General features: G+C 63.5%; 23 protein-coding genes and 2 tRNA genes. 20 read left to right on the top strand and 5 right to left on the bottom strand.

Features of this window, described 5'->3' with window-relative positions:
* The first annotated feature begins 1 nt into the window (after window position 1).
* The 3 genes from HMPREF3162_RS08530 to HMPREF3162_RS08520 all read left to right on the top strand — a co-directional run bounded on the left by HMPREF3162_RS08530 (window position 2) and on the right by HMPREF3162_RS08520 (window position 1,503).
* On the top strand, window positions 2-1,255 hold the full coding sequence (locus HMPREF3162_RS08530; RefSeq protein ID WP_070777595.1) for an alpha/beta fold hydrolase: 1,254 nt from the start codon (window positions 2-4) through the stop codon (window positions 1,253-1,255).
* Window positions 1,256-1,331: 76 nt separating this feature from the next.
* A tRNA-Gln gene (locus HMPREF3162_RS08525) sits at window positions 1,332-1,406 on the top strand.
* Window positions 1,407-1,430: 24 nt separating this feature from the next.
* Window positions 1,431-1,503: transfer RNA gene (locus HMPREF3162_RS08520), tRNA-Glu, on the top strand.
* A 119-nt stretch (window positions 1,504-1,622) separates the two neighbouring features.
* Here HMPREF3162_RS08520 and HMPREF3162_RS08515 read toward each other — a convergent pair.
* Together HMPREF3162_RS08515 and HMPREF3162_RS08510 are read right to left on the bottom strand one after the other, a co-directional pair.
* Window positions 1,623-2,861 (bottom strand): IS30 family transposase, encoded by a 1,239-nt coding sequence (locus HMPREF3162_RS08515; protein ID WP_083318963.1) that lies wholly within the window; start codon window positions 2,859-2,861, stop codon window positions 1,623-1,625.
* Between the two features lie 68 nt (window positions 2,862-2,929).
* The gene (locus HMPREF3162_RS08510; RefSeq protein WP_070573581.1) at window positions 2,930-3,649 is read right to left on the bottom strand and encodes an IclR family transcriptional regulator; all 720 of its coding nucleotides are present in this window, start codon (window positions 3,647-3,649) and stop codon (window positions 2,930-2,932) included.
* Between the two features lie 107 nt (window positions 3,650-3,756).
* Between HMPREF3162_RS08510 and leuC the strand changes: the two genes are divergently transcribed.
* From leuC to HMPREF3162_RS08475, 7 genes are all read left to right on the top strand, one after another.
* Window positions 3,757-5,160, top strand: a complete 1,404-nt coding sequence (gene leuC, locus HMPREF3162_RS08505) for a 3-isopropylmalate dehydratase large subunit (protein ID WP_070777593.1) — start codon at window positions 3,757-3,759, stop codon at window positions 5,158-5,160.
* Window positions 5,161-5,172: 12 nt separating this feature from the next.
* Complete coding sequence (gene leuD / locus HMPREF3162_RS08500; protein WP_070573578.1) at window positions 5,173-5,778, top strand: 3-isopropylmalate dehydratase small subunit; 606 nt, start codon at window positions 5,173-5,175, stop codon at window positions 5,776-5,778.
* A gap of 160 nt (window positions 5,779-5,938) precedes the next feature.
* Window positions 5,939-7,258, top strand: coding sequence for a UDP-N-acetylglucosamine 1-carboxyvinyltransferase (gene murA, locus HMPREF3162_RS08495; protein WP_070573575.1), 1,320 nt, complete (start codon window positions 5,939-5,941; stop codon window positions 7,256-7,258).
* Window positions 7,255-8,025, top strand: coding sequence for a lysophospholipid acyltransferase family protein (locus HMPREF3162_RS08490; RefSeq protein WP_083318962.1), 771 nt, complete (start codon window positions 7,255-7,257; stop codon window positions 8,023-8,025). The genes murA and HMPREF3162_RS08490 overlap by 4 nt, the downstream gene beginning before the upstream one ends.
* Complete coding sequence (locus tag HMPREF3162_RS08485) at window positions 8,022-9,026, top strand: NAD(P)H-dependent glycerol-3-phosphate dehydrogenase (protein WP_083304089.1); 1,005 nt, start codon at window positions 8,022-8,024, stop codon at window positions 9,024-9,026. Before HMPREF3162_RS08490 ends, HMPREF3162_RS08485 begins: the two co-directional genes overlap by 4 nt.
* A 47-nt stretch (window positions 9,027-9,073) precedes the next feature.
* Window positions 9,074-9,601: a YbhB/YbcL family Raf kinase inhibitor-like protein gene (locus tag HMPREF3162_RS08480; protein ID WP_070777592.1), complete on the top strand. Its 528-nt coding sequence runs from the start codon at window positions 9,074-9,076 to the stop codon at window positions 9,599-9,601.
* Window positions 9,602-9,609: 8 nt separating this feature from the next.
* Window positions 9,610-10,716 (top strand): D-alanine--D-alanine ligase family protein, encoded by a 1,107-nt coding sequence (locus HMPREF3162_RS08475; protein WP_070573569.1) that lies wholly within the window; start codon window positions 9,610-9,612, stop codon window positions 10,714-10,716.
* Between the two features lie 139 nt (window positions 10,717-10,855).
* On the opposite strand, the gene HMPREF3162_RS08470 is transcribed toward HMPREF3162_RS08475, so the two are convergent.
* Window positions 10,856-11,338 (bottom strand): DUF3515 family protein, encoded by a 483-nt coding sequence (locus tag HMPREF3162_RS08470; protein ID WP_070573567.1) that lies wholly within the window; start codon window positions 11,336-11,338, stop codon window positions 10,856-10,858.
* Between the two features lie 44 nt (window positions 11,339-11,382).
* Between HMPREF3162_RS08470 and thiL the strand changes: the two genes are divergently transcribed.
* From thiL to HMPREF3162_RS08440, 6 genes are read left to right on the top strand one after another with little or no spacing between them, the layout of a single operon-like run.
* Window positions 11,383-12,459 carry a thiamine-phosphate kinase gene (gene thiL / locus HMPREF3162_RS08465; RefSeq protein ID WP_083318961.1) on the top strand — a complete coding sequence of 359 codons (1,077 nt, stop codon included), beginning with the start codon at window positions 11,383-11,385 and terminating at the stop codon, window positions 12,457-12,459.
* A 21-nt stretch (window positions 12,460-12,480) separates the two neighbouring features.
* Window positions 12,481-14,121: a DAK2 domain-containing protein gene (locus HMPREF3162_RS08460; protein WP_070573565.1), complete on the top strand. Its 1,641-nt coding sequence runs from the start codon at window positions 12,481-12,483 to the stop codon at window positions 14,119-14,121.
* A complete protein-coding gene (locus HMPREF3162_RS08455) occupies window positions 14,118-16,211 on the top strand; it encodes an ATP-dependent DNA helicase RecG (RefSeq protein ID WP_070777590.1) in 2,094 nt (697 codons plus the stop codon). Before HMPREF3162_RS08460 ends, HMPREF3162_RS08455 begins: the two co-directional genes overlap by 4 nt.
* The gene (gene rsmD / locus HMPREF3162_RS08450; protein WP_070777589.1) at window positions 16,208-16,777 is read left to right on the top strand and encodes a 16S rRNA (guanine(966)-N(2))-methyltransferase RsmD; all 570 of its coding nucleotides are present in this window, start codon (window positions 16,208-16,210) and stop codon (window positions 16,775-16,777) included. The genes HMPREF3162_RS08455 and rsmD overlap by 4 nt, the downstream gene beginning before the upstream one ends.
* Window positions 16,774-17,259, top strand: coding sequence for a pantetheine-phosphate adenylyltransferase (coaD, locus tag HMPREF3162_RS08445; RefSeq protein ID WP_070573560.1), 486 nt, complete (start codon window positions 16,774-16,776; stop codon window positions 17,257-17,259). The genes rsmD and coaD overlap by 4 nt, the downstream gene beginning before the upstream one ends.
* A gap of 3 nt (window positions 17,260-17,262) precedes the next feature.
* A complete protein-coding gene (locus HMPREF3162_RS08440; protein ID WP_070777588.1) occupies window positions 17,263-18,456 on the top strand; it encodes an MFS transporter in 1,194 nt (397 codons plus the stop codon).
* Between the two features lie 2 nt (window positions 18,457-18,458).
* Here the strand turns inward: HMPREF3162_RS08440 and HMPREF3162_RS08435 are convergent, their stop codons facing one another.
* Together HMPREF3162_RS08435 and HMPREF3162_RS08430 are read right to left on the bottom strand one after the other, a co-directional pair.
* Window positions 18,459-19,274 (bottom strand): aspartate dehydrogenase domain-containing protein, encoded by an 816-nt coding sequence (locus HMPREF3162_RS08435; RefSeq protein ID WP_141759570.1) that lies wholly within the window; start codon window positions 19,272-19,274, stop codon window positions 18,459-18,461.
* Complete coding sequence (locus HMPREF3162_RS08430; protein WP_070777586.1) at window positions 19,271-20,260, bottom strand: DUF808 domain-containing protein; 990 nt, start codon at window positions 20,258-20,260, stop codon at window positions 19,271-19,273. The genes HMPREF3162_RS08435 and HMPREF3162_RS08430 overlap by 4 nt, the downstream gene beginning before the upstream one ends.
* Before the next feature lie 237 nt (window positions 20,261-20,497).
* Between HMPREF3162_RS08430 and HMPREF3162_RS08425 the strand changes: the two genes are divergently transcribed.
* The 4 genes from HMPREF3162_RS08425 to mutM form a co-directional block, all read left to right on the top strand.
* Window positions 20,498-21,013 carry a YceD family protein gene (locus tag HMPREF3162_RS08425; RefSeq protein ID WP_070777585.1) on the top strand — a complete coding sequence of 172 codons (516 nt, stop codon included), beginning with the start codon at window positions 20,498-20,500 and terminating at the stop codon, window positions 21,011-21,013.
* A gap of 2 nt (window positions 21,014-21,015) precedes the next feature.
* Window positions 21,016-21,219 carry a 50S ribosomal protein L32 gene (gene rpmF / locus HMPREF3162_RS08420; protein WP_019174811.1) on the top strand — a complete coding sequence of 68 codons (204 nt, stop codon included), beginning with the start codon at window positions 21,016-21,018 and terminating at the stop codon, window positions 21,217-21,219.
* Window positions 21,220-21,223: 4 nt separating this feature from the next.
* The gene (gene rnc / locus HMPREF3162_RS08415) at window positions 21,224-21,934 is read left to right on the top strand and encodes a ribonuclease III (protein WP_070573553.1); all 711 of its coding nucleotides are present in this window, start codon (window positions 21,224-21,226) and stop codon (window positions 21,932-21,934) included.
* The coding region (mutM, locus tag HMPREF3162_RS08410) for a bifunctional DNA-formamidopyrimidine glycosylase/DNA-(apurinic or apyrimidinic site) lyase (RefSeq protein WP_070573550.1) at window positions 21,934-22,810 on the top strand (877 nt) is incomplete at its 3' end. The genes rnc and mutM, both read left to right, overlap by 1 nt.

Raw genomic sequence — 22,810 nt, 5'->3', positions numbered from 1 at the left:
TGTGCTGAAATGCGAAGACCTGCGCATTGAGGTTCCCCTCGATCACTTTGGGGACACACCCGGAACAATCGAGGTCTACGCGCGCATCGTGGGCACTGCCGACAGCGACAGCAAGCCGTATCTGCTCTACCTGCAGGGCGGGCCCGGTGTTGAGGCTTTCCGACCGACAGTGAACAGCCCCTCGTGGCTGCCAGAAGCACTGAAAACCCACCGGGTGGTCATGCTCGATCAGCGCGGCACCGGGCTGTCTTCGCCAATCGGCTGGGTGGACGGCCGGTTTGTCGGCACTGGGGGAGCACAGGATCCCGAAGCGGTCGCTGAACGCATGAGCTTCTACAGGGCCGATGCGATCGTTGAGGACGCAGAAGCCGTCCGCCGGGCTCTCGGGGTGGAGCAGTGGGCGATCCTCGGTCAGTCGTTCGGCGGATTCACCTCGCTGCGATACCTGGCCGAACACCCCGAATCTCTGCTGAGTGCGCGTATCACCGGGGGACTGACCCGTGTTCCACAGCCCGGCGCCGACCCCGATCCGGCGATTGCATACGCCCGTACGTGGCAGATTATGCGCGAGAAATCACAGAAGTTCTTTGCGGAGTATCCCGGTGCGGCTGACGCCATGAAGAGGCTTCACGCCCGTGCTGTCACCGACGGCATAGCCCTGCCGGACGGCACTGTCGCCGCAGAGGCCCACGTCCGTTCGCTCGGACTCCTGCTGGGTGCCAGCGGCGGAGATCAGCAGCTGCGCTTCCTGTTGGAGCACGACATCGATTCGGCAGCCCTGGGGCACGACCTTCAGGCCTCGCTGCCGTTCAGTGCGCGCAATCCGCTGTACGCAGCCTTCCACGAAACCTGCTGGGCAAGCGGCGCTAAGACCGCCTGGGCTGCTCTGCGCGCACGCCCGGCCGAAGTTGCCGATGATCCGCTGTGGCTGTCGGGTGAACACGTGGACCCCGAGCTCTTCCGCACGGGTCCACTGGCCGTGTGGGACGACGTTGCACAGGCGCTCGCTGAACGGGACTGGCCTGTCATGTGGGATGTCGAGAAGCTGCGTGCGGCATCGGTTCCGACCGCGGCCGCGGTCTACACGCACGACGCCTTTGTGCCCCGCGATATGTCTCTGGAGACGGCCAGGATGCTCGCCAACTGTGAAGTGTGGGAGACCGATGCCTATGAGCACAACGGTCTGGCCGCTTCTGGGGGCGAGGTTCTGCGGAGGCTGGGCGGGCTCCTGCAGGGGCTGAACGCGCAAGCCTGAGCTGGGTTTTGCATTCCTGCCCGGCAATGATGTAGAGTTTACTTCTGTTGCCGAGCGGGAATTCCCGCCAGCTCATTGGGGTATGGTGTAATTGGCAGCACGAGTGATTCTGGTTCATTTAGTCTAGGTTCGAGTCCTGGTACCCCAGCCAACCTTCATAGAATTCAACAGTCTTGCCCCCGTCGTCTAGCGGTCCAGGACACCGCCCTCTCAAGGCGGAAACGGCAGTTCGAACCTGCTCGGGGGTGCAAAAGGCGAAAGCCCCAGCCAGTCGGCTGGGGCTTTCTGCTTTCCAGAGCGCGGCTTTGTCACCGGGAGGGCGATTCTGCTGGCTAGGTGGAATATTGAGGCAAAAACGCTGGTGGATTCAAGTGGTGGTTGCAACACCTGGTGTGTTGTCTTGGTTGAGTAGTTTAACGAGTCGTTCGGCTGGGGTTTCCCATTCGAGGGTTTTTCGGGGTCGGCTGTTGAGTTCGGCTGCGACTGTATCGAGGTATCCCGGTCCCCATTGGCTCAGGTCGGTGCTTTTGGGGAAGTACTGGCGCAGTAGTCCGTTGGTGTTTTCGTTGGTGCCGCGCTGCCAGGGTGAGTGCGGGTCACAGAAGTAGATCTCCATACCGGTTTCATCGGTGATGCGTTCGTGTTGAGCCATTTCTCTTCCTTGATCCCAGGTCAAGGACATGCGCAGCTGCTCCGGCAGCTGGTGGATCTTGGTGATCATGGCATCAGCGACTTCCTGGGCGGTGTGTTTACCGGGAAAGTGCAGCAGCAGGGTGAACCGGCTGGCTCGCTCGACCAGGGTGCCGATGGCAGAACCGGTTCCTGCTTTGCCTAGGATCAGGTCCCCTTCCCAGTGTCCGGGCACAGCACGGCCTGTGGCTTCCTTCGGGCGCTTGGAAATGTTGACCATCCCCGGTATGCGGCCTGGGCGTTTGTCTGTGGTTCTGCGGGGTTTGCGCAGGCTTCTGCCGGTACGCAGATGGCGTACCAGTTCGCGTTTGAGCTCACCCCGGCCTTGGACGTAGAGGGCTTTGTAAATCGTTTCGTGTGACACCCACATCTCCGGCTGATCGGGAAAGTCTGCACGCAAACGGCAGCTGATCTGTTCAGGCGAATGGTTCTTATTCAACCGTTCCTGCACTTCACGACGCAGCCGCTCATTACAGGCAAGTTTGCCACCCCTGGCCCGCTTGCGCTTCAGGTCCGCATCTTCCTGCGCTGCCCCTGCCCGATACGACGGCCTACTAGGCCTGACATTATTCGGATTACGCGGAGCACGACGCAGTTCACGACTGATCGTCGAAGGACTGCGCCCCAACAACGTCGCGATAGCACGCACGCTAAGCCCCTCCGCGTTGCACACAGCGATCTCTTCACGCTCAGCAAACGTCAAATACCGTTTCGAACGTCCATATCCCACTGGTGGTTTCACACCACCACGATCAGCCAACCACCGAAAACACGACCCCGTTGACACGCCAATCAACGCAGGAACCGCATCAGGAACCTTCCCTTCACGCACCCAATCCCAAAACTCAGCCTCTTTTTCCACCGGCAACCGATACCTAGGCACAACCAAAACCTCTTCTGACCAGAGGTGTTGCAACGACCCCTTGAACCCAGGGCTCGGTTCGCCTCTGTTTACTGCCGAATCAGCAGTATCGCCCGCCAAGCTCAGGCGCGGTTGAGAGCTTCTGTCAGTGCGCGCGCAGCTTCAACAACAGACTGTGCGTGCAGACGACCGGGCTGGCGCGTCAGACGGTCAACCGGACCGGAAATCGACACTGCGGCAACAACCCGGTTTGACGGCCCCCGGACGGGCGCGGAAACGGAGGCGACACCTCGTTCGCGTTCGGCAATCGACTGCGCCCAGCCGCGCCGGCGAACACCGGAGAGCATGGTGGCAGAAAAGCGCGCCCCGCGCAGACCGGAGTGCAGGCGGTCGGGTTCTTCCCACGCGAGCAACACCTGGGCGGCAGAGCCGGCGCGCATCGACAGGGTCGCTCCAACCGGAACCGAGTCGCGCAGACCGACGGGGCGCTCAACAGCGGCAACACACAGGCGCAGATCGCCCTGACGGCGAAACAGCTGAGCTGATTCGCCCGTGCGGTCGCGCAGCTGGGCGAGGATCGGCCCGGCTGCAGCCAGCAGGCGGTCTTCGCCGGCGGCTGAAGAAAGTTCGGTCAGGCGGGGGCCTAGGATGAACCGACCCTGGAGGTCGCGGCCGACAAAACGGTGGTATTCCAGCGCGACTGCCAGGCGGTGCGCTGTCGGGCGGGCGAGCCCTGTGAGCGCAACAAGTTCTGCCAGCGAGGCGGGCCCGGCTTCGAGTGCGGCTAGAACGGCCGATGCTTTGTCTATAACACCGACGCCGCTTCCGGATTGACTGCTCATGCCACTATTCAAGCGTCTCAGGATTCAAGATGCAAGTCCGATGCTTGGACATTCGCTCGTACAGTGAAAGCCACATCAGGGAAAGCCGATGCGAAAGGACGCGCACTGTGGGCAAGACGCTTGCGGAAAAAGTGTGGGATGACCACACGGTCAAAGCCGGAGAGGGCCAAGACCCCGATCTCATCTACATTGACCTCCACCTTGTCCACGAGGTGACATCGCCGCAGGCCTTTGAAGGCCTTCGCCTGGCCGGACGCCCCGTGCGCCGTCCCGATCTCACAATCGCGACGGAGGACCACAACACCCCAACGCTCGACATCTTCAAGCCGATCGCCGATCCCACCAGCCGCACCCAGATCGAAACCCTGCGGGCAAACGCCGAAGAGTTCGGCATTCGCCTGCACTCCCTGGGCGATGCCGAACAGGGCATCGTGCACGTCGTCGGACCCCAGCTCGGTCTGACCCAGCCGGGAATGACGGTTGTCTGCGGTGACTCCCACACTTCGACCCACGGAGCATTCGGATCGATTGCCATGGGGATCGGCACCTCGGAAGTCGAGCACGTCCTGGCAACCCAAACGTTGCCCCTCAAACCGTTCAAGACCATGGCGATCACCGTCAACGGCGAACTGCCGGAAGGATCGACCGCAAAGGACATCATCCTGGCGATCATCGCCAAGATCGGCACCGGCGGGGGGCAGGGATACATCCTCGAATATCGCGGTGAGGCCATCGAAAAGCTGTCGATGGAAGCGCGCATGACCATCTGCAATATGTCCATCGAAGCGGGTGCTCGCGCAGGAATGGTCGCGCCCGACCAGACAACCTTCGACTACATCAAGGGCCGCCCGCACGCTCCACAAGGCAAAGACTGGGATGAAGCCGTCGAATACTGGAAGACCCTGCGCACCGATGACGACGCCGTCTTCGATGCCGAAGTCGTCCTCGAAGCCCAAGACATCGAACCGTTCGTCACGTGGGGCACCAACCCCGGGCAGGGCCTGCCGCTGTCGGCTTCCGTGCCCAACCCCGCCGAAATTGCTGACGAAACCGAGCGCTTCGCCGCCGAAAGCGCAATCGAATACATGGGGCTGACACCCGGCATACCGCTGCGGGACATTCGGGTGGACACGGTCTTCCTGGGCTCGTGCACGAATTCCCGGATTGAAGACCTCCGAGGTGCCGCCGACATCATCAGAGGCCGCACCAAAGACCCCGAGGTTCGGATGCTCGTGGTGCCCGGTTCGGCTCGTGTCCGCCTGCAGGCCGAACAGGAGGGGCTGGACAAGGTGTTCACCGACTTCGGCGCTGAGTGGCGCTTTGCAGGCTGCTCGATGTGCCTGGGCATGAACCCTGATCAGCTGGCAGAAGGCGAACGCTGTGCATCGACCTCGAACCGCAACTTCGAAGGGCGTCAGGGCAAGGGCGGGCGCACCCACCTGGTGAGCCCGCTCGTAGCCGCCGCGACCGCGGTGCGCGGAACACTGTCAAGCCCGGCGGATCTGGACTGAGGGAGGAAAGCTGTGAAGAAGATCACCAAGCACACCGGGATCGGCGTACCGCTGCGCCGCTCGAACGTCGACACCGACCAGATCATCCCGGCGGTCTACCTCAAACGGGTGACCAAGACCGGCTTTGACGACGCACTGTTTGCCCACTGGCGCAAAGATCCTGAGTTCATCCTCAACCGCGAACCGTTCTCGGGCGGATCCGTGCTCATCGCCGGGCCGGACTTCGGGACGGGCTCCAGCCGCGAACACGCAGCGTGGGCGCTGAAAGACTACGGGTTCAAAGCCGTGCTCTCCAGCCGCTTTGCCGACATCTTCAGGTCCAATGCGGGCAAAAACGGCCTCGTCGCAGCACAGCTTGAACAGTCCGACATCGAACTGCTGTGGAAGGTCATCGACAACAACCCGAACGCGGAAGTCACGGTAGACCTCGAAACGAAGACCGTGTCGGCTGAGACCGTCACGGTGCCGTTCCAGATTGACGACTTCACCCGCTGGCGGCTGATGGAAGGCCTCGACGACATCAGCCTGACCCTGCGCGATGCCGACGCAATCGACGCTTTTGAAGCACAGCGGCCAAGCTACAAACCGCTGACGCTGCCGGCCCGCACGGAAGACTGACCCGGGCGCAGCTGCGCTTCAGACGACGGGCAGGCCAGACAGGGCAGGGCAGAGAGCACCAAACGCGCAAGGCCCAGGACCGACACCCACTGAAGGTCCTGGGCCTCAGCCGTACCGGATAGCATAGAGTCCGGCTGATACGCAGAAGTACAGGAGGAACATGCTCGAGGTCAACGGCGGCAATCCGCTCACAGGCACCGTTCGCGTCAGAGGCGCAAAGAACCTGGTGCCCAAGGCGATGGTGGCCAGTCTTCTGGCGGACACGCCATCGGCGCTGCGCGGGGTGCCGCGAATCAGCGACGTCGACATTGTCACCGGACTTCTCGAACTCCACGGGGTCAGCGTCACCCAGCATCCCGACGGTGACCGCCCCGACGGAGAACTGCGCATGGACCCCTCGCGCGTCGAACAGGGATCAGTCGCAGACATCGACGCCCACGCGGGCTCGTCGCGCATCCCGATTCTCTTCTGCGGTCCGCTGCTGCACCGGTTAGGACGCGCCTTCATTCCCGACCTCGGCGGCTGCCGAATCGGAGACCGGCCCATTGACTTCCACCTCGACGTTCTGCGCTCTTTCGGTGCGCAGATCGAAAAGACCGCAGGCGGCATCAGCCTCACCGCACCCACCCGACTTGCCGGAACCAAAGTCGAACTGCCCTATCCGTCGGTGGGCGCAACAGAACAGGTGCTGCTCACCGCGGTGCGCGCCCAGGGCCTGACCGAACTCAAAAACGCCGCTGTCGAACCCGAAATCCTCGACCTGGTGGCCATTCTGCAGAAAATGGGCGCCATCATCTCGGTCGACACAGACCGGGTCATTCGGATCGAGGGAGTCGACTCACTCAGCGGCTACACCCACCGGGCGCTGCCGGACAGGATCGAAGCGGCATCGTGGGCTTCTGCGGCTCTGGCAACCGGCGGCGACATCTTCGTCGAAGGCGCAGACCAGCCCAGCATGCTGACCTTCCTCAACACCTTCCGCAAAGCCGGCGGGCAGTTCACAGTGAAGGAAAACGGCATCCGGTTCACCCACCCCGGCGGGCGCCTGCAGTCGCTGGCACTGGAAACAGCGGTCCACCCGGGCTTCATGACCGACTGGCAGCAGCCCTTCGTCGTAGCACTCACACAGGCCACCGGTCTGTCGATCCTGCACGAAACCGTGTACGAAAACCGGCTGGGATTCACGGGTGCGCTTGTCAAAATGGGCGCGCAGATCCAGCTCTACCGCGAATGCCTCGGCGGCACACCCTGCCGCTTCGGACAGCGCAACTTCCGCCACTCCGCTGTGATCTACGGGCCCACACCGCTTAAGAGCGCAAACATCGACGTGCCCGATCTGCGCGGAGGGTTCTCCCACATCATTGCCGCGCTTGCCGCCGAGGGCCGGTCAGAAGTGTCCGGAATCGAGATCATCAATCGCGGCTACGAAGACTTCATCGCCAAGCTCGGCGGCCTGGGGGCCCAGGTGAGCCTGTCGTGAGCAAAGACCAAAGCAGCCGGGGTGAACCGAGCGGAAGCCTCGGCTTCGAAGTCTCCTACGACCCGAAGTCGACCCAGCGCCAGCACCGGCGGGCGTCACTCCTCGCTCCTGTGGTGCGCGGAGCTCTCCGCCCCCTGGGAAAGATCGCCGTCCGCGGTGCCGAAAACATCCCGCAGGACGGTCCGCTCATTATCGCCTCCTACCACCAGTCGAACCTTGACCCGCTGGTCGTGGGCGTGGCCATATACAACCAGGGCAGGCTGCCGCGTTTTATGGCCAAACACACCCTGTTCACGTTCCCCGTGGGACTGCTGACCCGCACTCTGGGCCAGATCCCCGTGGTCCGTGGATCCCGCGAGGCCGGGGACTCCCTGGCGTATGCAAAAGCCGCTCTCGCCTCTGGCCAAACCGTCACCATCTATCCCGAGGGCACCCACACAAAGGACCCCGACATGTGGCCCGGACCGTCGAAGTCCGGCACCGCGAGGCTGGCCCTGCAGACGGGTACGCCGATCATCACCGCTGCCCACTGGGGTGTGCAGGATGCGCTGCCGGGCAAATCTCTGCGCCCGAAGCTTGGACCAGGCCGCGTGATGACCGTAGACTTCTCCGAGCCGATCGTCACCGAAGGCGTCCCTGACACTCAGGACAACGTCGTGTCGCTGACCGAGCACATCACCGCTCGCATCGCCTCTCAGCTGGCCGATCTGCGCGGAGAGGCAGTGCCCGATCGGTTCCGCACTGCACTTGAATGGAGGAAAGCGTGACAACAGCCGTCATGGGCGCCGGATCGTGGGGAACAACCTATGCCGGTGTGATTGCCGACGCGGGGTTCCCCGTGACTGTCTGGGCGCGTTCGGAAGAGGCTGCCCGCGAATTGCGGGAAGAGCACACGAACTCCAAGTACCTGCCGGGCATTCGCTTCAACGATCGGGTCAGTGCCACCAGCGACCCCGTGGAAGCGCTGCGCGATGCCGAAGTCGTTGTGCTCGCCGTTCCTGCACAGTCGCTGCGGGAGAACCTTCAGCAGTGGAAAGACCACATTCGGCCCAGCGCGATCATCGTCAGCCTCATGAAGGGCATCGAACTGGACACCGGCCTGCGCATGAGCCAGGTCATCGCAGAAGTCACCGGCTTTGACGACAAGCAGATCGCCGTGGTGTCTGGACCCAACCTGGCCCGTGAAATCGCCGAACATCAGCCGACCGCGACGGTTGTTGCGTGCTCCTGCCCTGAAAACGCCGAGGAAATCGCCCGGCGCAGCGCAAACTCCTACTTCCGCCCGTACACGAACTCCGATGTTGTCGGAGTCGAATTCGGCGGCGCCGTGAAGAACATCATCGCGCTGGCAGTCGGCGTTGCCGACGGTCAGGGGCTCGGCGACAATTCGAAGGCATCGATCATCACCCGCGGCCTGGCGGAAATCACCCGTCTGGGTCTGGTGATGGGAGCACAGGCGCACACTCTGGCCGGTCTTGCCGGAATGGGCGACCTCGTTGCCACGTGTGCCTCACCCCTGTCGCGCAACCGCTCTTTCGGCCGTCTGATGGGCGAAGGCCTCAGTGTCGAAGAAGCCGCAGAAAAGACCAAGCAGACCGCCGAAGGCGTCAAATCAGCCCCCGCGGTGCTGGGACTCGGCGCAGCACACAACGTCGACCTGCCCATCACACAGGCTGTGTCCGCAGTCATCGACGGGCGCCTGCACGTTGACGATGTCGCAGGCCTGCTCCTTGCCCGCAAGCGCAAAGACGAATCACAGAGCATCTGAAGGCCGGGCGGATAGGCTGGCCGCGCAAGCCCAACAGAGGAGGAACAATGCCGAACTCACCTTTTGCCAGGCTCAACGACGTACCGCGTTTCGAACTGACCAGCACCGATGTAGCCGAAGGGCAGCGCCTTCCGCAGGCTCAGGCCTCCGGGCTCATGGGCGTTGACGGCGGCGAAGACGTATCTCCACAGCTTTCGTGGAGCGGCTTCCCCGAAGAGACCAAGGCCTTTGCCGTCACCTGCTACGACCCGGATGCACCCACCGGATCCGGCTTTTGGCACTGGACTGTCGCCGATATTCCCGGAACCGTCACCTCGCTTCCGGCCGATGCCGGAAATCCCGAGGCGGGGCTTATGCCAGAGGGTGCAGTCACGGTCCGCAACGACGCCGGTGACCGCCGCTTTGTCGGGGCCGCACCGCCGGAAGGCCACGGTCCTCACCGGTATTTCTTCATCGTCCACGCTCTGTCGGAGCCGCTGGGCGTTGACGAAAACGCGACACCGGCCTTCGTCGGCTTCAACATCTTCTTCAAGTCGATCGGGCGCGCCTGGATCGAAACGCACTACGAACTCTGAGAGCCCCTATGAGCACCCCGCGCACCACCGTCGCCGTTCTCTTCGGCGGTCGTTCCAGTGAACACTCGGTCAGCTGCGTCAGCGCAGCCGGCGTCATCGGCGCCCTTGACCCGGACAGGTACCGTCCCGTGCCCATCGGCATCACCAAGAACGGCACCTGGGTCACGGTCGAAGACCCGACCGCCTTCAGCTTTGCCGACGGCGCAATGCCAGAAGTCGAAGAGAACGGTTCGGCTGTCTTCGTGTCGCCGTCCACGCAGGGTGCTTCGCTGCTTGAGCGCACCGCCGACGGCGCTGTTCGAGATCTTGGTGAGATCGATGTCTTCTTCCCCGTGCTGCACGGTCAGTTCGGCGAAGACGGCACGCTGCAGGGACTGCTGGAGCTCAAAGGCGTTCCCTTTGTCGGACCCGGTGTGCTCACCTCGGCCGCGGGCATGGACAAGCACTTCATGAAGACCGTGCTGCGTTCGGCTGGGATTCCCACGGCTGAGTGGCAGACCGTGACCGCGAAACAGTGGGCAGATGACCCCGCCGGGGTGCGGGCGCGGATAGCTGAGCTGGGGCTGCCGGTCTTCGTCAAACCGGCTCGGGCCGGATCCTCTGTCGGGATCAGCAAAGTCGGGTCCGCCGAAGACCTCGACGCGGCTATGGAAGAGGGCCTCGAACACGATCACAAGGTCATTGTCGAACCCGGCATTGACGGCCGTGAAATCGAGTGCGCGGTTCTGGGCTCCCACTGGGACGACGAACTCACCGCGTCCGTGCCGGGTGAGATCGTCATCTCCGGGGACCACGAATTCTACGACTTCGAGGCCAAGTACCTTTCCGCGGACGATGTCCGCCTGGAGGCTCCCGCAGACATTCCTGATGACGCCGCTCGTACGGTGCAGGACATCGCAGAAGCCACGTTCCGCGCTTTTGAGTGCTCCGGACTGACCAGGGTCGACACATTTGTGCAAGCCGACGGGACCGTGCTTGTCAATGAGATCAACACGTCGCCGGGCTTCACCCCGACATCGGGATATCCGCACATGATGGGCAAGTCCGGGGTGAGCTACTCCGAACTCATTTCACGGCTTATCGAGATCGCGCTCGTCGACGTCGACCGGCGGTGAAAGCTGGGCCGGGGGAGTGGGCCGCGCCCGCCAAACTGAATTCTGCTGATTAGACAACACAACGAGGCGATCCGTGCGATTTCGCCTCAATGTTTCCCCTGACCAGCAGATTTGGGCGCGGTGGGCTGGGCAAAGAGCCTCAGCCTTCGGCTTTGCCGCCTACGTCCTCGGCTCCAACACATTCGCGCTGCGCTTCGATCTGCTTGACGGCAGCTGACAGAGCCGACAAAGCCTCAGCGCCGGCAGCCTGCGTGGTGTCGAGCGTGATCTCAACGGAGGGGCTGCGGCCGTAGGATTCAAAAGTCCACGTGTCTCCTTCGCCTTCGCGGGAGACCCAATCGACGTCGTCAGTGCGCACACAGTGGTCGGTCGACGGGGCGGGCATTTCCCCGCCGCAGCGCAGAACAACGGCGCTTGGGTCACCCCACGCGGCTGTGGCCTGGGAAGACGCGCGGCGCTTCTCGTGTTCGCCGATGACCTCCGGCAGCCGCAGCATGACGTCGGCACAGGCCGGGTCAGTTGCGTGCGGCTGCGGTTCGACGACGACAACCGGCGCACACGCCGACAGCCCGACAACCGTCGAAAGGCCGATGGCTGCGGCGGAGAGCTTCCTCAAAACCATGTCATTAAGGGTATCGCCCGCCGTTTCGCACTAGGCTGAGGCCCATGTCCAGCAAGCCGAACCATCCGGGGTCCGCCGAACCCGAGACCAGCGACGGCACAGCCAACGTCGCGAGCTCTGGCTCCGCGTCCCAATGCAGTCCCGACCCTGCAGATCTGAACCTGAGCGATGTCGGCGAAGACGGGGTTCTCGACCAGATCTTCTCGGTTCTGGGGCAGGCGTCGGAACCTGTCTCCGGGCTGATCGTCGGCCCCGGCGACGACGCCGCCGTGTCCCGGGCGCAAGGAAATCTGGTGTCCAGCGTCGACATCCTCACCGAGGGTGCTGACTTCCTGCCCGAATGGTTCGACCCCTACAGACTGGGCGTGAAAGCCGCCGCACAGAACCTCGCCGACATCTGCTCCATGGGTGCGCAGCCGCACGGTCTGCTGCTGGCTCTGGCAGCCCCAGATGACACCCCCGTCAGCACGGTCCGCCTGTTGGCGCAGGGGTTGGCTGACGAAGCCGCACGAGGCGGAGCTTCTGTAATCGGGGGAGACCTGTCGTCTTCGGCTTGTCTCACCTCGACTGTGACGGCACTGGGTTTTCTCGACCGGGGCCTGACCCCGGTCACACGGATTGCGGCCGAGCCCGGCCACGATGTGTTCCTTGCCGGAACCGTCGGCTGGGCGGCTGCGGGACTCGCTCTGCTCTTTGCCGGAGTGCGGCTGGGAGATGACCCCCGGCTCGACCCGTTTATCGAGGTGCAGTTGGCGCCTCGCCCTGATTATGCGGCGGTGCGGGACCTGGCGAGGTGGGCGGCAGCCGGGATCGACGCCTCGGATGGTTTGGTCGGCGACTTGGGCCGCGTTGCCCGAGCCTCCGGTGTGCGCATCCGCTTGGATGAAGCCGCTGTTGAGCGACTTGCTGAGCCGCTGCTGCCGGCAGCACAGCACCTGGGCACCCCGGAAGTCGCCCGCGAATGGGTGCTCGGCGGTGGGGAAGACCATGGTTTCCTCGCCTGCGGCCCAGCCGACTCCGCTCCGGTAGGGTGGACGCGAATCGGCGCGTGCGAAGAAGGCCAGCCGGATGTCCTCGTGGGCACCCGCTCGGCAGCTGACAGCGCCTATCGACACTTCTGACACGGCTTGGCGGAAACGGACATGGCAAACGACAACAGCATGCGCTTGGGCGGACTGCTGGCTGCCCGCTGGGCGCGGCAGGCAGTGGATCGGATGCGCCGCCAGCGCAACAGCATTGACTCCATCAACGTGTTCCCGGTGGCTGACGGTGACACGGGTTCGAACATGTACGCGACCGTGAAATCCGCTTACAGTGCAGTTGAAGCCCTCGACGGGTCGGCGACTCTTCCCCAAGTGGTCGAGGCGATGGCCGCCGGTGCGCTGCGCGGTGCCCGGGGCAATTCGGGTCTCATCCTGGCTGTGGCCCTGCGGGGAGTGGCCGACGAGCTCGGTCAGGCGCAGCTTGCCGACGGCAGTCTCACGCCCGATCGCTTTGCCTCGGCAATTGAACTGGCCGCACAGCGGGCACAGGATGCGATTGCCGAACCGACCCACGGCACAATGCTGACGGTGCTGCACGCAATGGCTGAAACCGCCCGCGCACAGGCTGATAGGGGTGCGGGACTGGTTGAGCAGATTGAGGCGGTGCGGGCCTGCTCGATTGCCGCGCTGCGGGACACAACGGGGCAGCTGGACGTGCTCGGTCAGGCGCAGGTCGTCGACGCCGGCGCCACCGGAATTGTTGAGATCTTCGACCTGCTGTACCTCACCGTCACCGGGGGAGCGGTCGGCGAAGCCGCCAGTCCCACCGCGAATCTGACGGCAGTCCCGCCGAAAGTCACCAGCGGAGAGCTGGGGTGCAGGCCGCACGAGGACGGTGCTGCCAGTGCCCGAGGGGCCGGTGCCGCGGGGCAGGCTGCCGCTGGGGCCGACACTTTGGAACTCGTGTTCACACTCAGCGACAGCAAGGATCGAACACGCCCTCTCAAGCGCATTCTCGCGAAGGCTGATGCCCGCTCGGTTGTCATTTCGTGGCCCATGGTGCACGTGCACGTGAAGAATGAAGACCACGCGCTGCGCGTTCTGCGCGAGGTTGAACAGTACGGGCTGGCGCAGCTGCGGGCCGAAGATCTGGTGAACGGAGCAGACCACGGGCCGCTGCGCGCAGCGGCTGCGGTTTCCACAGCGCCGCTCATGCTGCGGGCCGCGCTGACAGGGGCGGTCGCCGTCCTGCTGGACCGCGGCCGACAGGCGCACACCCTGCTTGACGTTGTCTCCGACGGCAACACGACGGTGCTCGTTGCCGACAGCCCCGAAGGGCAAGCCGCCATCAACGCCGCAGCCGCTGACGGGGTTCACGCGATCACCACCGGCAGTCCCATTTCGATGGTCAGCGCACTGGCGGTATTCGACCCGAACGCAGACGCCGCCGAAGTCGCAGACGACATGGCCGATGCGGCTGGAATCGACATCCGCAGGCTGTGCTTTGCCGGACAGTCCGCAGCCGGCCCGCTGGTGTATTCGAAAACCGATGTGCTGGTCCTGTCCGAGGGCCGCATCCTCTTCATTGAACACACTCCGGAAGCTGCCATCGTCGAGGCCATTGCGCGTCTGGCCCCAGAAGGTGACCCCGAACTCATCACCATCAGCTACGGCCAGCAGGCAGCTCCGCACATGCGGGGGGCGATAGAAGCCGCCGTCCGCAGCACCTACCCGCAGGCGGAAGCCGAAATCTTCGATTCTGACCTCAGCGGGGTCTGCGCTGATGTGGGTGTGGAATGACAACACTGACAGACTTCGTCAGCAGCCGTGATGAAAAAGCGCTCGCCAAGCTGGGCGTCAGCACGGTCGGCGAACTGCTGCGGTACTTCCCGCGCACCTACATCCACCCCGGCACCGTCACCGAAATCAGTCGACTGGAGGCTGGGCAGACAGCAATCGTCTACGCCACCATCCAATCGGTGAACACCAGGCCCATGCGCAACCGGCGCGGCACCATCACCGAAGTGACACTGGCAGACGAACACGCCAAGATCACTGCGACCTTCTTCAACCAGAAATACCTCGCAGAACAGCTCAAGACCGGCACCCGCATGGTCCTGACCGGCGACATCAAGGTCTACCGAAACTCCCTGCAGATTCAGAATCCCCGCTGGCTGGGACACGAGGACTACATCGACCGCGGCGACATCGAAAATCCCATCCCCATCTACCGGTCAAGCAAACAGTTCGCATCCGATCGGCTGGCCAAAACCATCCGCACCGTCCTCGATGCCCTCGGCCCAGAAGACTTCGCAGACCCCGTCCCCGCAGAAGTGCTCGTCGACCACGGCCTGCCCGGTCTTCGCCAGGCCCTCACCATGATTCACCGCCCCGGCAGCGAGTCCGATGTGAAAGAAGCCATGGCGCGCTTCCGCTTCGAAGAGGCCTTTGCCCTGCAGGCGGAACTCTACGGTCGGCGGCAGCGGGCTAAGGCCGAACAGTCCGTTCGCCTGCCCGGCAAGGTCGACGGGCTGCTGGCCGCTTTCGATGAGTCCCTGCCGTGGTCGCTGACCAAATCGCAGCGGCGGGCGGGCACGGAGATCTCGCGCGATCTCGATTCGGATTCGCCCATGAACCGGCTTCTGCACGGTGACGTCGGTTCGGGTAAGACTCTCGTGGCAATGCGGGCAATGCTGCAGGCGGTTGACTCCGGTCGGCAGGCGGCGATTATGGCTCCCACGGAAGTTCTCGCGGCACAGCACTTTGAGAGCTTCTCCCGCATGCTCGGTCAGCTGCGCACCGATGACACCCTTTTCTCGCGTGCCGAAGGGGTGCGGATTGCGCTGCTGACAGGTTCGACACCGCAGGCTCAGCGGCGCACCACCCTGCTGGATTTGGCCAGCGGGCAGATCGACATCATCGTCGGCACCCACGCGCTGCTGTCGGAAACGACGATCTTTGCGGCCCTCGGCCTGGTCGTGATCGACGAACAGCACCGCTTCGGCGTCAACCAGCGCGAAGCCCTGCGCACAAAAGCCGGGGGAGTCATCCCGCACGCTCTCGTCATGACCGCAACTCCGATCCCGCGGACGGTAGCCATGACGGTCTTCGGTGACCTCGACGTGTCCACTCTGACGGACATGCCGGGCGGGCCGAAAAAGATCGCCACCCACGTTGTCGCTCTCGGCACCCACCCGCACTGGATGGATCGCGTGTGGGAGGTCGTGGCCGAACACGTCGAGGCGGGGCTGCAGGCCTACGTCGTCGTCAGTCGGATTGAGGACGATCCAGAGCTGTTCGGCATCGACTCTGCGCTCGCCGCAATCAACTCTGTTCCCCGGCTGGCCGGCCGCCGGGTTGAGGCACTGCACGGACAGATGTCGCAGGAAGACAAAGACGCCGTCATGGCGGAATTCACGGCAGGCGACATCGACGTTCTCGTCTCCACGACCGTCATCGAGGTCGGGGTGGACGTCCACCGAGCGCGCGCCATGGTCATCCTCGACGCTGACTGCTTCGGCTTGGCCACACTGCACCAGCTGCGAGGGCGGATCGGCCGTGACGGCGAACAGGCGATCTGCTTCCTCGTGACCTCGCGCACCACGGAGGACGAGGCGGTGGGACGGCTGACCACGGTCGCCAGCACCTTGGACGGGTTCCGGATTGCCGAACACGATGTCGACAATCGCCGTGAAGGCGATGTTCTGGGCCGTGGGCAGTGGGGTTCGCGCAGTTCGCTGCGCTATCTGCGGGTTCTGCGCGACGAGGGTATTGTCGCGGCGGCTCGCACTGCGGCACACGCCTATATGGATGCTCACCCGGACGGAACACCCGAACTGCGGGCCTATGTTGACGGCCTTGTGGGCGATGACCTCATGGAGGTGTCATGACCCGCATCATCGCAGGTCAGCTGGGCGGTCGAAGGATCGACACCCCTCCTGGGTCTGATACCCGGCCCACATCTGACCGGGTGCGCGAATCCCTTTTCGCCCGCCTGGACTCCCTGGGAATGCTCACCGACTCAAACGTCCTTGACCTGTTCGCCGGTTCCGGAGCCCTGGGCCTCGAAGCAATCTCCCGAGGTGCGGCCCGCGCAGTCTTTGTTGAGCGCGCCGGCAAGACAGCCCAGGTCGTGAAGAAGAACATTCGAGCCCTCGATCTCGACGACAGCTGTTCCGTGCAGGTGCGCGCCGTCCAGCCGGCCGTCGAAGCCCTTGCGGGTTCAGACGAGCGCTTTGATCTCATCTTCGCCGACCCGCCCTATCCGCTGGGGGAGTTCGAGCTTGCCCAGCTGCTCGAAACTGCCGCGCTGCTGCTGAAAGACGATGCTTCGCTTCTTGTCATAGAGCGAAGCGCACGTTCGCCTCGGCCCCGGCTGCCGCATAGTCTTAGCGTGTACGCGAAGTCTCTTCACGGCGAAACCGCGCTGTGGCTTGTTGAGAGGAGCGGAGAATGAAGGTCGTCTGCCCGGGCTCCTACGACCCGATCACCCTGGGACACATAGATGTGGCGCTGCGTGCGGCAAAGCTTTTTGACGAGGTTGTGCTAGCCGTTGTGCACAATCCGAACAAGACCGGCACCTTTCCCGTTGCCGAGCGGGTCCGGCTGATCCGCGAATCTCTCGCCGAAGCCGGCGGGCCTGACAATCTCACAATCGACGATGTGCCCGGTGGTCTGCTGGTGGACTACTGCCGGGAGGTGGGTGCGGTTGGTGTGGTCAAGGGCATACGAGGCGGCACCGACTATGCCTATGAGCTCCCGATGGCGCGGATGAACAGCGAGATCGGGGATATCGAGACCATTTTTCTGCCCGGCTCGCCGCGTTTGGAGCACGTGTCGTCGTCGCTCATTCGGGAAGTGCACGCGCTTGGCGGAGATGTTTCATCTATGGTGCCCAGCCCTGTTCTCACAGCACTTGACGCGGTGAAGAACCAGTAGACCGTGCGCCCAGGCTGGTTTTTCGGGCTCGTTCTCCACACGGTCCTTCTGCACGGCACGTTCAATGCTGCAAAGGTCATGGTGTCGTATAAGACCCTGGCTGAGGGCGGGGATGCTTTTGCCGTCGGTCTGATGGTCACGGCCTATTCGTTCGTTCCGCTGTTTGCGGCACTTGCGGTCGGCAGGCTTGTGGACCGCGGCCTGTACGTGCCTGTCCTCTGGGTGGGTACGGCTGCCTGTACTGCAGCTTTGGCTGGTGCCGCACTGTGTTCGGGGATACCGGCTCTCCTGCTGTTCTCGATGCTTCTGGGGTTGGGACAGCTGCTCATGACGGTGTCGTCGCAGGCGTTCATTCCGGCTTCCTTTGGTCCGAGAGAGCTCAATTCTCGTTTCGGCACTCTCACGCTGGGTGTGTCGATTGGGCAGACGCTCGGCATGCCGCTTGCGGGGGCTGTCGCTGCCTGGGCGAGCAGCGGTGACGGCCCAAATGCCGAGGCGGGGCTGTGGGCGATGTGTGCGCTCGCGATTCTTGCGTTCCCCTGTGTGCTTGTTGTCATGCGCCGTCCCGCCGCCGAGCGGGTTGCCAAGGCCCAGGCGAAAGCTGCCGCGGTTCCGCCGCTGACGCTTCTGGGCACTCCGGGCATGAAGTCCGCAATTTTCGCCTCCATGGCCACCCTGGCCGCCATTGATCTGATGAGCGCCTATCTGCCGGTCATCGGAGAGGAACACGGCCTGTCTGTTGTCGTGGTCACCGCTCTCATCACGGTGCGCACGATAGCCACGATTGTGTCGCGTGCTGTTATGGGTTCTCTGACGGCTCGGTTCGATTCGATGCTGCTGCTGTGGTTGTCGTCGTTGGCTGCCGGGATCACGGTTTTTGCCATACCGCTGTGGGTGTGGGTGCCGTTTTTGGTGTTCATTATGGTGGTGTCGGGTTTCGCCTTCGGGCTGACTCAGCCGCTGACGATGACGTGGGTGTCGATGCTCGCGGCATCTGGCAACCGGGCGGCTGTCATGGCGATTCGCCTGGCGGGCAATCGGCTGTCACAGGTGGTCATGCCGGTTGCGGCATCTGCCGTGGCATCCTTGGCCGGGGTCGGTGCGATCTTCTTCCTGTCCGGTTCGGTGCTGGTGCTGGCGGCAGGACTCACAATGCGGGCACCGCGCCCGCAATCAGCCCAGGCGTCTGACCGTTAAGCTCATCTGCCTGCCAGGTCCAGAAGGTCGCCCACGATCGAGATGGCAGTGAGTGCACTCGTCGACGGGTTGTGCGGTGAGGGCGCACTGGAGATGCGGAAGGTGAAGTCACCCGCGGGTCCTGCCGCTTCGATGTCGTGGCAGGTGGGATCATCCGATCCATTCCCGATCAGCTCAACGCGCACCCTGGCCAGCGAGGCCCGCAGGGACTCGGGCGAAATACGGCCGTCGGAGAGATCTCTTTCGGCGGTTGCCCATGCCAGCGCTGTTGCCACGTTGAGGTTCGAGGGGAACTTCTCAATCGCCTCTGCCGGGTCGCCGTCAAACACGCGCGCAGTCTGCCCTTCCGGCAGCTGCTCCAGCCGAGTGCGCTCATCTTCGCTCATCCAGTCCTGTATGAGGGTCGGCGCTTTTTTCGTGGTGGTGATGGACACACGGTCAAAACCGAGCAGAGCAGCCGAGCGCAGCACGTCGAAACCGCCGATCGCGCCGTTGGTGACCACCAGGTCAGGCATGTCCAGCAGCACCTGGGCAGTCGGCTGGTGGGCGAGGGCCCCGACACTGGTCAGCACGAAGGGCTTGCCGATCGCGGCTATCCGCTGGGCGTAGGCGCGCACCGCGGCACCACCAGCGCACTCAACGATGACATCGGCTCCTTCGGCAGCCTCTTCCAGGCGCTCCTGGCTGAAGATCGGGATATCGGCCTCACGGTCGGTGTCACGGTGGACGACGGCTCCGCACAGCTCAACGGGGCGGTTCTCAAGCAGACTCCGAATGTCGTTGGCGATGGTGCCCATGCCTATGAGCAGCGCTTTCACTGTGTCCGCCCCGCAGAGTCGTGCCCGGCTGCCCCAGCGTCGTCTTCGTCGGCATTCACCTCGCCCTTTCTGTGGAGCACGGGGTAGAGAGCCCAAAAGGCGACCGTGCCGGCTGCTGCACCCAAAACTGCCGAAAAGAACGTGTTGACCAGCCAGCCCAGGGCGGCCCCGAATGCTCCGGTCGCAGAGGCGACAGCTGTTTCACAGGCGTGGACGAAGTCATAGAGGGGACTGAAGCCCAGATCGTGCATGCCGACCAGCAGAATGTGTCCGCCCACCCACAGCATGGCGATGACGCCGACAATCGACAGGGTCTTCATGACAATCGGCATGGCCTTCACAATGCCGAGTCCCAGCTTTTCGGTTGTCGGCTTCTGCGCCAGGTGCAGGCCGATGTCGTCCATCTTCACAATGACGGCGACGACCCCGTAGACCAAAGCGGTGATGAACAGCGCGACTGCAACGAGTGAGATAAGCCGGGTCCAAAAGCCCATGTGGTCAACCGTGGACAGCGCGATGACCATGATTTCGGCCGACAGGATGAAGTCGGTGCGCACAGCGCCGCGGACAATCTGCTTTTCCTGTTCGGGACCGCGTTCGACCGCAGGGGCTTCCTTCGCCTGCGAACGGCCCAGCGCGAGCTCCCACAGCTTCTCGGCACCCTCATAGCTCAGATAGAGCCCGCCGATCATGAGCAGAGGGGTGAGCACCCAGGGGACAAACTGGCTGAGCAGCATAATCGCAGGCAGGATGAACACCAGTTTGTTGATAATCGACCCGCGGGCGATCTTCCACACCACGGGAAGTTCGCGGGCCGGTGAAAAGCCGTCGACATAGCGCGGAGTCACAGCGGCGTCGTCGACGACAACGCCGGCGGCCTTGGCCGAAGCGCGCCCGGCGGCAGCACCGATGTCGTCGATGGATGCGGCGGCTGCGCGCGAGAGTGCGACAACATCGTCAAGAAGGGCGGCAAGACCACCGGCCATAGGAGGGTCCTCACTGTTGAAATGCGGGTCAGAATGATTCTACGGGCAGAAGCCGGCAGCCACTCCGATGCCGCGGCGACAGAGCACAGAACAGTGTGCAAAGGGCTCTATCTGCACAGTGCGCAGGTGATTTGCCCGGCCGTGGCGGACTGGACTATGATAGAGCGCTGTGTGTCATCAGGGGCGCACTGATTTCGACGGTGATCGACACTTGGGAAACGCGAAAGGGGAAGAGCCGTGGAACGCAAAGATCTGCAGCTCGACCTGCGGAAGCTCGGCATTGCCGACAAGCCCGGCGCGTGGACGGACGTCGAAGAGACCGTTGCCGCCCCTGAGGATCTGCGGAACGAAATGATCGGCGTCCCGGAAGGGGATCCGCTCAGGGTCAGTCTGCGGCTGGAAAGCGTTGTCGACGGCATCTACGCCTCGGGAACTTTCGAAGCCCTGGCCAAAGGCCAGGACGCGCGGACGCTCGAGGATCTCGAACTGCCGCTGTCGGTCGACGTCCAGGAGCTTTTCGTCTACGAACTTGGAGAAGATGAAGACTCCTACGCCGTTGAACGCGATAAGATCAACCTCGAACCGCTCATCCGCGATGCAGTCGTGATGGCGCTTCCGCTCAACCCGGTGAACTCCGACGACGATGGTGAATTCACGTACACCGTCGGCGAATTCCCCGAAGACGAAGAAGCGGGATCGGTCAACGATCGCCTCGCGGCACTGAAACATCAGTTAGAGAAGAAAGAGAGCTAGACGTGGCTGTTCCGAAGCGTAAGATGTCGCGCAGCAACACCCGCCACCGTCGTTCGCAGTGGAAGGCTCAGGTCCCCGGCCTGGTCAAGACTGTGGAGAACGGTCGCGTTGTGTACTCGCGCCCCCACCACGCAAAGCTGGTGGAAGACTCCAACGGCAACCCTCTGTTCCTTGAATACAAGGGACGTAAGGTCGCTGACGCCTGACACTATGACTCAAGCGCAGAATCTGCGTGAACTCAACGAGCGTCTCGGGATCGACATTGATCTCGAGACGCTTCGTCTTTCACTCACACACCGTTCCTACGCCTTTGAAAACGGCGGCATCCCCACCAATGAGCGTTTGGAGTTCCTGGGCGACTCCGTGCTGCAGCTGGTGGCCACTGAATGGCTCTTCCACAACAACCCGGCAATGGCCGAAGGGCGCTTGGCGAAAATGCGCTCCGCCGTCGTCAACACCCGCGCCCTGGCAGCCGTGGCCCGCCAGTACCGGATAGGCGACTATCTGCTGCTGGGCAAAGGGGAAGAGCTCACCGGCGGACGCAACAAAGACTCGATCCTCGCTGACACGGTCGAAGCGATCATCGGCGCCTGCTACATCAGCCAGGGCCGGCAGACGGCGGAAGACCTCGTGCACAGGTTTGTCGACCCCATGCTCGACGACGCCGTCAACCTCGGCGCCGGCATGGACTACAAAACCACCCTGCAGGAAGCTGCCGCAGACTTGAACCTTGGGGTTGTTGCCTACGACATCACCTCTGAGGGCCCCGACCACGCGCGTGTCTTCACAGCGCACGCCCGCCTGGGCACAGCCACGTGGGGCAGCGGTGAGGGCACGTCGAAGAAGAATGCCGAACTCGCTGCAGCAGAAGCCGCTGTCAAGGCGATTCGGGCCAAACACCCCGACTGGTCCCGCGCCTGATGCCGGAGCTGCCCGAGGTCGAGCACGTCCGTGCCGGGCTTGAACCGTGGGCGGTCGGTTCGCGGATAGAAGCGGTGCGGGTGCTCGACCCGCGGATTCTGGGCACAACATCGCAGCGCACTGTCGAGCCCGCCGCCGTTGACAGGCTGACTGCGGCTGTGCCCGGAGCTCTTGTCGAAGGGGCGTGCCGCCGAGGCAAGTTCATGTGGCTGCCCCTGGCAGCAGGCACCGTCTTTCCCGACTCCGCAGCCGAGGTGCCGTCCGGCTGGGCAGTGGCCCTCCACCTCGGCATGTCAGGGCAGGTGAGGATCCACACCGCCGCAGAAGCCATGCACCGGCACACGCGCGCCGTGTTCGACATGCGCTCAGCCGATGGGACCCAGTGGCAGATGCGCTTTGTCGATCAGCGGATCTTCGGCCATATTGGCCTGGAACCGCTTGTGACAGGGATTGGTTCGCCGCGTCTGGTCGCAGCATCCGCGGCCCGGATTGCACCGGATCCTTTTGAAGAGGGCTTCGACGCGGCCGCCCTTGCCCGCACGCTCAAAGGGCGGCGCGTTGCTGTCAAGGCGGCTCTGCTGGATCAGAGTCTGGTGTCGGGAATCGGCAATATCTACGCTGACGAGGCGCTTTTCGCCGCGAGAGTCCACCCCGCCGCCCGCACCGACCGGCTGCGCATCAGCAGGATCGAAAACACTCTGCGCGCCGCTCGGGAAGTCATGGCCCGGGCCATTGAAGCCGGTGGAACGAGCTTTGATTCGCTGTATGTCAATGTCAACGGCGAATCCGGATACTTCGACCGCAGCCTCGGAGTGTACGGAAAAGCCGGTGGTCCGTGCACGCGCTGCGGGGCGACCGTTCGGCGCAGCGCCGTCG

Source organism: Brevibacterium sp. HMSC07C04 (assembly GCF_001815905.1).
GTDB lineage: Bacteria > Actinomycetota > Actinomycetes > Actinomycetales > Brevibacteriaceae > Brevibacterium.
Note: the sequence above shows the minus strand (reverse complement) of the source record. Positions and strands in the feature narration are given on the sequence as shown.

Coding starts and splice junctions, on each gene's coding strand:
- HMPREF3162_RS08510 (WP_070573581.1), bottom strand. CDS start 3,649: ATGAGCAGTCAATCCGGAAGCGGCGTCGGTGTTATAGACAAAGCATCG.
- murA (WP_070573575.1), top strand. CDS start 5,939: ATGCTCGAGGTCAACGGCGGCAATCCGCTCACAGGCACCGTTCGCGTC.
- HMPREF3162_RS08480 (WP_070777592.1), top strand. CDS start 9,074: ATGCCGAACTCACCTTTTGCCAGGCTCAACGACGTACCGCGTTTCGAA.
- HMPREF3162_RS08475 (WP_070573569.1), top strand. CDS start 9,610: ATGAGCACCCCGCGCACCACCGTCGCCGTTCTCTTCGGCGGTCGTTCC.
- HMPREF3162_RS08470 (WP_070573567.1), bottom strand. CDS start 11,338: ATGGTTTTGAGGAAGCTCTCCGCCGCAGCCATCGGCCTTTCGACGGTT.
- thiL (WP_083318961.1), top strand. CDS start 11,383: ATGTCCAGCAAGCCGAACCATCCGGGGTCCGCCGAACCCGAGACCAGC.
- HMPREF3162_RS08460 (WP_070573565.1), top strand. CDS start 12,481: ATGGCAAACGACAACAGCATGCGCTTGGGCGGACTGCTGGCTGCCCGC.
- HMPREF3162_RS08455 (WP_070777590.1), top strand. CDS start 14,118: ATGACAACACTGACAGACTTCGTCAGCAGCCGTGATGAAAAAGCGCTC.
- rsmD (WP_070777589.1), top strand. CDS start 16,208: ATGACCCGCATCATCGCAGGTCAGCTGGGCGGTCGAAGGATCGACACC.
- coaD (WP_070573560.1), top strand. CDS start 16,774: ATGAAGGTCGTCTGCCCGGGCTCCTACGACCCGATCACCCTGGGACAC.
- HMPREF3162_RS08430 (WP_070777586.1), bottom strand. CDS start 20,260: ATGGCCGGTGGTCTTGCCGCCCTTCTTGACGATGTTGTCGCACTCTCG.
- rnc (WP_070573553.1), top strand. CDS start 21,224: ATGACTCAAGCGCAGAATCTGCGTGAACTCAACGAGCGTCTCGGGATC.